Raw genomic sequence first — 13,506 nt, forward strand, 5'->3', positions numbered from 1 at the left:
TTAAGAATAGTGACAGGTTTTTTTATTCGCCAAACTCAAAAGCAGGTAAGCCTGTGAACCCACAATTACGAACTACAAATAAAGACCCGGCAAGAGGTTGTTCTTCTAATTCATCTTCCGTAAGCTCTTTTCGTGCAGTTGTAATGTACAGATCGCTGAGCTTTGTACCACCAAAAGTGCATGAAGTAACTCTTGCCACCGGTAATGAAATTTTTTCCAGTTGCTCCCCGGTAGCCGGGTTCCATCTTGTTATTCGCCAGCCGTCCCAGTGAGCAATCCAAAGCATGCCTTCATTATCGATCGTCATTCCATCAGGATAGCCGTCCTCTTTTTTAATTGTAATAATCGTTTTTTTATTCGAAATATTTCCATTCCGCTTATCAAAATCATAAGATACCACTTCACTTGTTGGAGAGTCAATATAATAGAAAATTGAATGGTCGTTACTAAAAGCGATTCCATTAGAAACCGTTACTCCATCTATTTTTTTTGTAATTGCCATTTCCTTTTCTAAAGTATAAAGGCTTCCGGCTTGTGGTTTTTCGGAGAGAGACATGGTACCTGCCCAAAACCTTCCCATTGGGTCACACTTTCCATCATTAAACCTGTTTTCGGGTAGGTGAGCTTCTGGATCATCAATATATTCTATTTTCTTTTTCACTAAATCTATAAAAGCAAAACCGTCTTCCAAAGCGGCTATTAAACCTCCTTTTTTGCGGAGAGCAATAGAACCTATAAGCTTTCCTGCGTTGAAGGTTTCAAACCGGTTGTTACCAGGATAAAATGCATGAATGTCTCCGCGCAAAATATCTACCCAAAGTATTCTTTCATTTTTTATATCCCATACCGGCCCTTCCCCTAAAAGGCAGGTATGGTTTACAACGACCTCGACATTATATTTTGACTGACCATTCATGAAAATATATAATAGATATTTTGAAATTACAATGAATATAAGAAGCTCTTACTGTTAAAAAATATGCGAGATATTCAATCTAAATCGTCCTTTTTACAAAAAAGCTACTTATTATTAAATGCGCTCCAATCACTTCATTAATACAAGAATTGGAAAAAAATTGCTTAAAAAGGTGAAGGACTTATTGACGTCCAGCCACCATCAATTACAAGGCTTTGACCCGTAATGTGTTTTGCTTTGTCAGACACAAGAAATAAAACTGCGTTAGCAATATCTGCACAATAAGCCGGCCGTCCCATTGGAGTAAGTTTAGACCATACTTTTTCATATTCTGTATCTTCCAATGTTCGTTCTGTTAAGGTAGCGCCCGGCGCGATTGTATTTACATTAATTTTAAATTCTGAAAGTTCTATCACTAGATTTTTGGCAAGCATTTCCAAAGCTGCTTTACTCATACCATAAGCCCCCAGCTGTTTGTGAGCCTGATGACCGGTAACAGATGACATAAAAAGAAGAGAGCCGCCTTTTTCCTGTTGTTTCATTTGATTTGCTGCAGCCTGGGCAAGAAAAAAAGTTCCACCCAGGTTTACCTGCATAACCCTGAAAAAAGATTCCGGTGTATAGGTGAAAAAATCTCCAAATAAAGTAATGCCTGCATTAGCTACTACAATATCCAAACTTCCAAATGACGATACTGCTGTCTCTACCATTTTTTTTATAAAGCTAATATCACTGCAATCTCCCGCAACTGAAATACAACTTCCTTTTGTCTCTTCATTAATACGTTTTACTGCACTGTCGCAGAGCTCGATATCCGCATCATTTAAAATAACATTCGCACCTTCTGCGCATAATTGTCTGCATATTTCAAATCCAATTCCCTGTCCTGCTCCCGTTACAATCGCAACTTTTGATTTAAAAGCCTGTAAGTTCATTTACTCCTTATTTTTTTAATGAGAATCTTTTGATACATCACTTCCTGACATGCCTTCTAGGAAATCCATGTCGGCACCCAAATGTGCCTGCTGAACATGCTGAATATATAAGTTAACATATCCCCGTTCTGTGATAGGAGGAGATGGTGTAAACTTTTGTTTTCTTAGCTGTAATTCTTCGTCACTTAAATGAATATTCAAAGAACGTTCGTGTACATTTAAAGTAATAAGATCGCCAGTCTGCACCACACTGAAATTTCCTCCACATGCAGCTTCAGGGGAAGCATGCAGTACGACTGTTCCAAAGCCTGTCCCACTCATTCGTCCGTCAGAGATGCGTACAAGATCAGTTATCCCTTTTTCCAATAGTTTTTTTGGTAAACCCATATTGCCTACTTCAGGCATACCGGGATAACCTTTTGGTCCGACATTCTTCAACACTAAAATGCTGTTTTCATCTACTTCCAGATCGGGATCGTCTATTCTGCTTTTATATTCATCAATATTTTCAAACACTACTGCCTTGCCTGTATGTTGCAGTAAAGATGGGGTGGCGGCAGATGGCTTTATTACTGCACCATTTTCACAAAGGTTTCCTTTTAATACGACTACACCTGATACGGGGTTAAAAGGATCATCAATTGTTGAGATCACATCTCTGTTATAACAGTCGCTGCTCTCATAGTTTTCCCTGATTGTTTTTCCGTTTACTGTTTTACAATCATTATGCAAAAAATTGCTCAATTCTTTTAATACTGCCGGAAGCCCTCCTGCATAATAAAGATCTTCCATAAAATATTGTCCTGAGGGCTGCAGGTTCGTGATAAGCGGAACGTTTAAGGCAATATCGTTAAAGTCATCAAGAGAAAGCTCTACCCCTATTCTGCGGGCAATGGCAATCAGGTGTATTACAAAATTGGTAGATCCGCCGATGGCAGCATTTGCAATGATAGCATTTTCAAATGCTTTGCGGGTAAGAATATCAGATAATTTGATACCTTCCTCCACCATTTTTACAATTTGCACTCCTGACAATTGGGCCAATACTTTTCTTCGTGCATCGGCAGCCGGTATAGCCGCATTGCCAGGCAAAGAAAGTCCGAGAGACTCTACCATACAAGCCATGGTGGAAGCAGTTCCCATAACAGCACAATGCCCGCGGCTGCGGCACATACTTGCTTCGATGGTTAGTAATTCCTCCTGGGTAATCTTCTCTCCTCTTAATTCATCATGATAACGCCATATATCGCTTGTTCCGACTGGTAAACCTTTGTGCCTGCCCGTCAACATTGGGCCGCCTGATACTACAATCGTGGGAATATTAACACTACATGCACCCATTACCAAAGCCGGTGTTGTTTTATCACATCCGCAAAGCAGCACTACACCATCTAAAGGATTTGCGCGGATAGATTCTTCAACATCCATACTAACGAGATTACGATATAACATCGCTGTAGGCTTCATTAAAGTTTCACCTAAAGACATTACCGGAAACTCAACAGGAAATCCTCCCGCTTCGTAAACACCTCTTTTAACAGACTCTGCCAACTCTCTGAAATGTGCATTACACGGAGTTAATTCTGACCAGGTATTGCAAATGCCAATAACAGGCTTATTATTAAATTCATAATCAGGAATTCCCTGGTTTTTCATCCATGCGCGATAAATGAATCCATCTTTTCCTGTTCGACCAAACCAGTTACTGCTTCTTAACTTATTTGCCACTTATTTTTATTTATTTCTGATATTCAATTTTGCTAACTTAGTACAGTTTTGCCAATTGCGCTGAAAGCGGTTAAATAAATTTATTAGAATTGAAAAATTAAAGCTCACCAGTGCCACAACATACAACTTTTACTACAACTCATGTCAAACAACTACGGCATAGAAAACCTTCTCAAAGTTCCTTTTTACTTTTTCCTTTACTTCTTCCATAGGTATTGTATAACCTAATTCCTTTTGCAAAGAAGTCACCTGCTTGTTTTGAATGCCACAGGGAATAATGTAGTCGAAATAATTAAGATCGGTATTTACATTAAATGCAAAGCCATGCATTGTGATCCAACGGCTGCAGCGTATACCCATTGCACAGATCTTACGCTCTTTTCCTTTTACATGAGGATCAAGCCATACACCTGTTTCACCTTTGCTTCTGTCTCCTTTTAATCCATAATCGGCCATCGTAAGAATAATTACTTCTTCAAGGTTTCTCAAGTACCAGCCAAGATCGGTTTTAAAATTATCAAGATCTAAAATAGGATAACCGACCAGTTGACCAGGGCCATGAAAAGTAATATCTCCTCCCCTGTTGATTTTAAAAAATTCAATTCCTTTTTTCTCTCTTTCTTTTTCATCTATCAATACATGACTTATATCCCCACTTTTACCTAATGTGTAGACAGGATTATGTTGAACAAAGAGAAGATGGTTTTGGGTTGTACTGCCAGGTATAGAACGACTGTCTATGGATGTATGAATGTGAGTTGTAAGTTGTGAATCGGGAGTTGATATAAGATGATTAGCTACTAAAGTTTCCTTGTTGCCTGCTGACTGCTTCAGCCTCACATTTTGCTGCAGCATGTCTTCCTGTAAATCCCATATTTCTTTATACGAGCGATTGTTACCTAAGTCTGTAAATAAAACTGTTTGCTTCATCAATTTGCAAAGCTAAAGTATAGTTATCAGTATTTATCACGGCAACTTATATAAGTAGAAATCAGAAATATTATTGCCAGCTGTGAATGCAAGGGGCTACAATTTCTGACACATTTACTCTTACTGATTATTAGGCAGGAAACATTGCGAGGAGCGACAGTAAAAAAATTAAAATCATTACTGCGTTTCTCTGGCTAGTGCATAAACAGAGAAACGCAATGAGAATGTACTAAAAGCTATGGTTTTTCAGTCGAAAGATGGTATAGGTACTAGTACCGCAAGCGATTTTGTAGAAAAACAATTATTGTTCTTAAGCAGTCTTTTTTCTAAAATCGGGGTATTCTGTCAAAGTTGTTTTTGCCGGATGAACTTCTTCAAAATATTCATTACCCGCATCAGCAATTTCCGCAGGTTGTGATTTTTTATGTTTAATATCTCTTATCAAAACATACCCTACCATCAATAAAGACGAACCAAGCATAAAAAGGAATATACCTAAAAAAATATGCATAAAAAGATTTTTGATAATAACGGTATTGGTCAAAATATTATTGTATAAAATTAAAAAATAATTATAGGCGAAATTTCAGCACTGAAAATCTTTAACCAACTGTTATTTCCAGTTCGTTAATGTAGTAACAAGATAAGCTTATCGGCAATGAATTTTGAGCCTGCCTCCCTTCTAAGATTGTATAAGTAGCATTTAAGAGAATCTATCTTTTGTTTTTTTTAATCCTGTTGTATTCCCGATACAACTTAATTGAATAAAAAGACATCATTGTGATAACGGATTTTAAGAAGTAATGATTTAAAAGGCAGAGTCGATGTTTGAAAGGAATTAGAACATTTTTCATTAATTCCCTATTGCATACCAGTTGTTACTACTAAATTCTCAACTCCCAATATTCACCCGTCTCGGCTAATTGTTTTCATTTTTTATAAAGAACCAAATATTCCTGTTACCAAAACATAATTGTTTAAGATCTATTATGGAAAGAAATTTACCCGGTGTCATTCATGGCAATCCAATTGGGTCGAAGAAAGAAAATTTATTTTCATTTAAAAAGCTAAGCCTTACATTTTTTGTAAGTGCTTTTGTTTTTTTGTCGGGCCTTGCGCCCGGAAAAAGTTTTGCGCAGGAAGTTTCTTTAATAACACTTAATTCTGCATCTTCTTCAAGTGTCTGCGTAGGTGGAAACTTGAATATAAATATTTCGAGTACCGCTACAGGTACAAATACTTACATTGTACAGCTAAGCGATGATATGGGTAGTTTTGCTAAACCTACTGATATTGGTCAGGCTGACTTTACCGATAATGTGAATAATACGCCAATACCATCCACTGTACCTTTTGGTACGTTAGAAGGTACAGGATACCTGATTAGGGTTGTAAGTGGTGGTAGATATAGCACAGGTTTAACACAAATAACAGTTAACGCGCTACCTTCTATAACGCCTCAGGCAGCGACAGCCAACGTTTGCACTAACTCCGGTATATCAACTACCACGCTGGCATACGCTGCCACCGGTTCACCTGTTACATATAGCATTACGTGGAGTTCGGCAGCTATTAACCAGGGTTTTAATCCGGTAACAGATGCCAATTTACCTGGTAGTCCTCTTAGTATTTCTGTTCCGGCAAATGCTGCTGCTGCCACTTACACCGGCACTATTACTGTAAAAAATGCAAGCGGATGTGTTAGTTCTCCGGCAACTTTTACAGTTACAATCAATGCTGTACCCCCCACTCCTACTATTTTTCCTAATGGCGCTACGACTTTTTGCGATGGAGGAAATGTTACCCTTTCTTCCTCTGCTACTGCCGGTAACCAGTGGTATAAGGATGGCAACGCTATAAATGGGGCTACTGCCCAAACTTATTCTGCTGCTATAAGTGGCACTTATAAGGTAATAGTCTCAGCCAACGGTTGTACTTCAACTGCATCTGCCGCTACAAGTGTTACTGCAAATCCTGCCCCTATAGTTCCTTCAGCAACAGGAAGCTCAAGATGCGGAAGTGGAATGGTTACTATTTCTGCAACAAGTGCTGCAGGCACTTCTGTAGATTGGTATTCGGCCCCGTCCGGTGGAACCGTATTATTAAGTGGAAATAATACTTTTACAACTCCAGCTATATCATCAACAACTACTTATTATGCCCAAGCAAGAAATACGACCACAGGATGCGTTTCTGCAACAAGGACCTCAGTTATTGCCACTGTCAATCAAGCGCCAACTGCATTTAATCTAACCGGGCAAAGCTTATACTGTACCACTAGCTCTGGCAGTATTCTTAGTTTGGCAGGTTCCGAGACAGGAGTTAGTTATCAATTATATAGAAACAGTGCAATAGCTGTTGGATCCCCCGTAACCGGAACAGGTAGTTCGCTTAGTTTTAGTCCGCAAACAATACAAGGAGAATATACTGTTATTGCTAAAAATACATCCAGCTCCTGCACACAAAATATGACGGGAAGTGTACTGGTAACAGGTCAAAATACACCTCCCACAGCAGTTGCCGGCGCTTCTCCAAATACAGTTTGTGAAATTGGCAATGTACAATTACAGGCTTATACTGATACGGTAAACGGAAAAATGATTGATTATTCATTATCAACTATAGCATACAATTATATAACACCTACCAATCCAACTACAATTGCCTGGCAGAATAATACAGAAGATGGGTATACAAATGCAATTCCCACAACCTTTCCGTTTAGATTCTTTAATACAACTTATAATAATGTGTATATAAGCACTAACGGATTTATAAGTTTTTCTCCTTTGTCAGCTAGTAACAACTCAAATGCCCCCCAGGCTTTTCCTAATCCTGCAATGTCAAACAATCTTATTGCCTTAGCAATGGGGAATGTTCTTCAAAGCACGGGAAACGCGAAATATTTTATATCCGGTATTGCCCCAAACAGAATTTTTGTAGTAGAATTTACCAATTTTAAATTTCGGAAAAATCCCTCTCAAATAAACGGATCGGTTAACGGACAGATACAAATATTTGAAAACAAGAATATTATTGAAGTTCATGTTACTAATGTAAATAAAGATACTCCTCCCGGGCAGCAAGTGCCTTCGACATTAGGGATAGAGAATGCTGACGGAACACAAGGAAATTCACCTCCGGGAAAATTCAATAGCATATGGGATGCAACAAATGTTGCATATCGTTGGGTACCTATAGCAGGTTATAGCTGGTCTCCTTCCACATTTCTTAATGCAACAAATATTTCTAATCCTGTTGCTACAGGTGTAAATACCGTAACTAATTATACGGTAACTATAACAGACGTCATCGGATGCTCTACAACTTCTGGTCCGCTTACAATCAATGTAAATAAAAAATCCCAGGACCCTACCAGCGCTACAGCAAGTGCTTCTATAGTTTGTAGCGGCAGCCCCGTTACGTTAACGCTATCCGGTGGAGGTAGCGGAACCTCAGAAACAGTTAAGTGGTACATCGGTTCCTGTGGAGGAACATTAGCTGGTGTTGGTAATAATTTAATAGTAAATCCAACCGTTACTACAACGTATTATGGCAGGTATGAAAATGGTGCACCTTGTAATTCCGTTTCTATTTGCAAACAAGTTACTGTAACTGTTAATCCATTACCAACAGCAACCATAACTGGTACAGCTACTGTTTGTCAAAACACACCTTCACCCAACATTACATTTACCGGTGCAAATGGCACAGCTCCGTATACATTTACTTATAAAATTGGCAGTGGTGCCAGTCAAACAAAAACAACTACTGCGGGTAATTCCGTGTCAATACCTGTTTCAACAACCACGGCAGGATCTTATGTGTATAATTTAATCAGTGTGCAAGATGCAAGCTCAACCGCCTGTATACAAGCCCAAACAGGTTCTGCAACAGTAATAGTCAATTCGACGCCTAATATATATACTGTAACTGGAGGTGGCGCCTACTGTGCAGGCGGAATTGGAGTTGATGTTGGTTTATCAAGTTCGCAGACAGGAGTTAATTATCAATTATTTAATAATTTAGTACCCGTAGGGGTCGCTAAAGCAGGAACAACCGGTTCGGCTATAAGTTTTGGGCTGCAAACAGCAGCAGGTATATATACAGTGGTTGCAACGAATACAAGCAATTGTACAAATACAATGACCGGCAGTGCAACAATTACTGTTAATGACCCAGCTACCATCGCCAATCAGCCGGTTTCGCAAAATGCCTGTCCCGGCAGCAATACTTCGTTTACTGTAAAAGCAGCTGGCACTTCGCCGACCTATCAATGGCAGGTGAGCACTGATGGCGGCAGTAAATTCAATAATGTAACAGGTGCAACAAGCAGCACACTAACTATTAGCGGTGCCGGCGACGAAATAAACAACAACCAATACCGTGTTACCGTAACAGGAGCGGCACCTTGTCCTTTCACCACTTCAGAAATTGTAACCCTTACAGTCGGTAACATTTGGACTGGCTCTAACGGCACCAATTTTAGCTTAGATAAAAATTGGTCTTGCAACAGTGTACCTGGTGTTACAGATCGTGCTATTATTCCCGCGGTTGCCAATCTTCCTGTACTTTCTGAATCTGTTACCGTAGGTAATCTAACGTTGCAGTCTAACGCGAGTCTCGACTTAAGTGGAAAAAACCTGACCGTTAATGGAGATATTACGGGTGGAGGTAAACTCTATGGCGACAAAAACTCCAGTCTCATGTTAAACGGAATAAACACATCAACATTAAATTTTGATAATTCGAATGACAGTATAACTAATGTGATAAAAGATCTTACAATTAATTCAGGTAGCATTAACCTGGGAAGCAGATTGTATTTGTTACATGTCCTATACTCCAATGGAGGTACACTCAACTCTAATGGAAATCTTACTATACGCTCGACAAGTATTGATAGTACTGCGAGGGTTGCTGAGGTAAAAGGTGCCATAAGCGGAGATGTAACTGTTGAGCGTTTCATTCCTAAAAAGAGAGCTTATCGCTATATATCACCATCCGTTACAACCAGTAGCAGCATCAGATATAACTGGATGGAAAATGCAGTTAATCCCGATATAAATACAAGAATTAACCTAAAGGCTGGCTATGGAACTAATATTACAGGAAACAATCCGGCTGGTAATGGTTTTGACGCCACCATAACCACAAACCCATCATTATTCACGTTTAATACTACAACTCAAACATGGGTTGCTGTTCCAAATACAAATGGTACTTTAGTTGCAGGCACTGGCTACTCATTAATGGTGAGAGGAGATAGAAGTATCGATATGAGAACCAATACTCCTGACCCCACACCTACTATCTTAAGAGCTAAAGGCGCACTTTTTACAGGAACATATTCGCCAGCATTAAGCAATACTGCAGGTAAATACACTTTTATAGGTAACCCTTATGCATCACCTGTTGATTTTCAAAAAATGTGGAATAACGCTACTAATGTAACCTCGAGCTACTATGCATGGGACCCTAATGTAAACACACGCGGCGGTTATGTAGTTTACAATGCTTTTTATGATACCGCAAATATTGCAACCTCAAAAGTAGATAAGAATATACAACCCGGGCAGGCCGTTTTTGTACAAACTATTAAAAATGGTACTGCTTCAATAGATTTTAGTGAAAAGTATAAATCAACAGATAAGAACACTCGCGTATTTAGAAATCCTCATCAATTCACAAAACTATCTGTACAACTGCTTCTAAACCAAAATGAAGGGTTGCAGAACCGAGCAGATGGAGTGTTTGCCTATTTTGATGATAACTTTTCAACAGCTATCGGTAATGAGGACTCTTATAAATTTACGAATTCAGATGAAAACCTCGCTATTAATCACAATGGAGTATCTCTTAGTATGGAAGGTCGTCCGACTGTAACTGCGGATGATACCATACCTTTAAAAATATGGCAGTTCAGGCAAAAGAGTTATTATCTCAGCTTAATAGGCAATAATTTTTCTCCGGAGGTTACGGCATTTGTAAGAGATAGTTACCTGCATACTGAAAGTGCTGTTGATTTGTCATCAGTTACTTTATTGCCTTTCACTATTAATACAGACTCGGCTTCTTTTGCAAAAGACAGGTTTAGCATAATATTTAAAGCCGGGCGAACGTTGCCTGTAACTTTGGCAATCGTGAAGGCTTATCAAAAAGACAAAGGCATACAGGTAGATTGGACAGCACAAACAGAAATAAATATTGACCGGTACGAGGTAGAAAAATCAGTTAACGGCCAACAGTTTGACCAAACAACAATGCTATTGGCCAAAGGCAATAATTCAGCTACTCAAAACTATGGATGGTTCGATGAAAACCCCAACACAGGCAGCAACTTTTACCGTTTAAAAGTGATAGAAAAATCAGGTGCGGTAAAATATAGCCCGGTAGTAAAAGTAAATATAGCGGAACATAATGGCGGCATTGCAGTATTTCCAAATCCTGTAAAAGACAACCAGGTAAGCGTTCATTTTAATAATATGGAGCAAGGAAAGTATTTAGCAACAGTTTATGATAACATTGGTCAGCAAATTTATTCCGGCAATATTGAGCATAGCGGAAGAACTGCAACTTATACAATTGCGTTAAGCAGGTTAATAAGCAAAGGAACTTATACGTTGCATGTACACAAAGGAGATACAACTTTAAATGAAAGAGTTATAGTGGAATAAAAATTTGTATTTCCGGTTCTCACTTCTGCAACCGCAGGGAAAAGAGCAAGTGGTGATTATCATAAAGGAATTAAAGTTCCTTTCAATAAAAACCGATAACCTCTGATCTCTGCGGTTATTTTTTTAAAAGCAGGTTTTGTGTTATTATTTATTACAAAAGAAGGGTAAGGAACTAAATTTTTCGAAGCAAGATTTCTTAAAACTGCTACATCCTATAGCTATAGTAGCAGTATGAATATTCATATTCATTTTGAATACTTTAAGACTACTTTTAGCGATTTCTGTTTTCTTATTTATTTTGAAAACAATCTTTTTATCAATATATTTATATTCTCAACTTACAGCCACAAAAAATTGAATTTTTGCCAAATAGATCTTTATAACGCTCCTACATCTTTTATACAAACAACCGAGTTAAAAAGTATGTAGTGCATTTTATCATTAAAAGATTTTAATAGCAAATGTTATGGAAAAGTGATATTATTGTCGCAATTTTTTTTCTCACAACACCTCCAATAACTGCTGAATTTCCGCTTGCTAATTCCAATTTTCTATTCAAACAATGTTGATAGGTTATGATGTTTTATTTACTGATCTAAGTAATGTCACTTTATCAGTGAACTTGTACCCGCTCAACATTCGGTATTTCCTTATTTATCAATTTTTTTTGCATCGGGAAGTGTTTTCTCGAACTGAAATATTTACTGTTTAAGATCTAGCATATGGAAAAAACTCTACCCTCTTTTATTGAGAATACAATTAAATGGAAGAAAGAAAAAAGCTTGTCTTTTAAAAAGATCGGATTTACATGTTTTGTAAGTGCTTTTGTTTTTTTGTTGGGGTTTGCGCCGGGAAAAAGTTTTGGACAAGATATTTCCTGCACCTGGACTTCTGTAAACGCAAGTAATTTATGTGTGGGAAGTTCATCAAATTTTACCTTAACTGCAAAAACTGCGGATATTGACGGAGCAGATATTCCTGCGGGAAAACAGGTACTAATTACCTTTCCAGACGGGCTTGACCCAACAAGTATTACAAGCGGGAGTACATTCCAAGGATTCGATATATCCCTGACTATATTACCTAACACAGTTTCTTTTAACGTTCCCAGCGAGATTAGCGTTAGTAAAGGATCTGAGTTTGTCATACTTTTAAACGGCGTTACTAATAAGCTACCTGGTGATCATCAACTTTCAATGAAAATTGATAATAGCACAGGATCTCAGGACATTTTTGATGCAGGGGTTAATTCCCAGGTTACAATTAATCCTGGTAAACCTACTACTCCCGGAGATATTACTGGACCAGTGACAGCATGTAAGAATACAACTGGTAATAATTATTCTATCAATACAGTTACCGACGCAACTTCCTATACCTGGGATTACACAGGTTCAGGTGCTACTATAACCGGCAGCGGCACAGACGTTACCATAGCTTTTGCAGCTAATGCCACAAGCGGTAACTTAACAGTAACTGCAAATAATTCATGCGGAAGCAGTGCACCTCAAACTTTGGCTATTACGGTCAATGCTGCACCTGCTATTCCCGGAGATATTACCGGATCAACAACAGCTTGTAAGAATACAACTGGTAATAATTATTCTATCAATGCAGTTACCGACGCAACTTCCTATACCTGGGATTACACAGGTTCAGGTGTTACAATAACAGGAAGTGGTACAAGCATTACAGTAGCTTTTGCAGCAAACGCCACAAGCGGAAACTTGTCTGTAACTGCAAATAATGCATGTGGAAGCAGTGCACCTCAAACTTTGGCTATTACGGTCAATGCTGCACCTGCTACTCCCGGAGATATTACCGGCTCGACAACCGCATGTAAGAATACAACTGGTAATAATTATTCTATCAATGCAGTTACCGACGCAACTTCCTATACCTGGGATTACACAGGTTCAGGTGCTACTATAACAGGAAGTGGTACAAGCGTTACAGTAGCTTTTGCAGCTAATGCCACAAGCGGTAACTTATCTGTAACTGCAAACAATGCATGTGGAAGCAGTGCACCTCAAACTTTGGCTATTACGGTCAATGCTGCACCTGCTACTCCCGGAGATATTACCGGCTCGACAACCGTATGTAAGAATACAACTGGTAATAATTATTCTATCAATGCAGTTACCGGTGCAACATCCTATACCTGGGATTACACAGGTTCAGGTGTTACAATAACAGGAAGTGGTACAAGCATTACAGTAGCTTTTGCAGCTAATGCCACAAGCGGTAACTTATCTGTAACTGCAAACAATTCATGCGGAAACAGCAATGCTAAAACTTTGGCTATCACGGTCAATGATAA

General features: G+C 38.6%; 7 protein-coding genes. 2 read left to right on the top strand and 5 right to left on the bottom strand.

What is annotated here, in order from left to right; genetic code table 11:
* Positions 1-22 precede the first annotated feature (22 nt).
* The 5 genes from B154_RS0118350 to B154_RS0118370 form a co-directional block, all read right to left on the bottom strand.
* The gene (locus tag B154_RS0118350; RefSeq protein WP_018615790.1) at positions 23-916 is read right to left on the bottom strand and encodes an SMP-30/gluconolactonase/LRE family protein; all 894 of its coding nucleotides are present in this window, start codon (positions 914-916) and stop codon (positions 23-25) included.
* A gap of 164 nt (positions 917-1,080) precedes the next feature.
* A complete protein-coding gene (locus tag B154_RS0118355) occupies positions 1,081-1,851 on the bottom strand; it encodes an SDR family NAD(P)-dependent oxidoreductase (RefSeq protein ID WP_018615791.1) in 771 nt (256 codons plus the stop codon).
* A 15-nt stretch (positions 1,852-1,866) separates the two neighbouring features.
* Positions 1,867-3,579, bottom strand: coding sequence for an IlvD/Edd family dehydratase (locus tag B154_RS0118360; protein ID WP_018615794.1), 1,713 nt, complete (start codon positions 3,577-3,579; stop codon positions 1,867-1,869).
* Positions 3,580-3,723: 144 nt separating this feature from the next.
* Complete coding sequence (lipB, locus tag B154_RS0118365) at positions 3,724-4,509, bottom strand: lipoyl(octanoyl) transferase LipB (protein WP_018615796.1); 786 nt, start codon at positions 4,507-4,509, stop codon at positions 3,724-3,726.
* A gap of 310 nt (positions 4,510-4,819) precedes the next feature.
* Positions 4,820-5,020, bottom strand: coding sequence for a hypothetical protein (locus tag B154_RS0118370; RefSeq protein ID WP_018615797.1), 201 nt, complete (start codon positions 5,018-5,020; stop codon positions 4,820-4,822).
* Between the two features lie 478 nt (positions 5,021-5,498).
* On the opposite strand from B154_RS0118370, the gene B154_RS0118375 reads away from it, so the two are divergent.
* Positions 5,499-11,186, top strand: a complete 5,688-nt coding sequence (locus tag B154_RS0118375; RefSeq protein WP_018615798.1) for an Ig-like domain-containing protein — start codon at positions 5,499-5,501, stop codon at positions 11,184-11,186.
* Between the two features lie 722 nt (positions 11,187-11,908).
* Positions 11,909-13,506: hypothetical protein (locus tag B154_RS0118385; RefSeq protein ID WP_026260290.1), on the top strand; the 1,598-nt coding region annotated here is incomplete at its 3' end.

Origin of the sequence: Segetibacter koreensis DSM 18137 (genome assembly GCF_000374045.1) — a bacterium.
Taxonomy (GTDB): domain Bacteria; phylum Bacteroidota; class Bacteroidia; order Chitinophagales; family Chitinophagaceae; genus Segetibacter; species Segetibacter koreensis.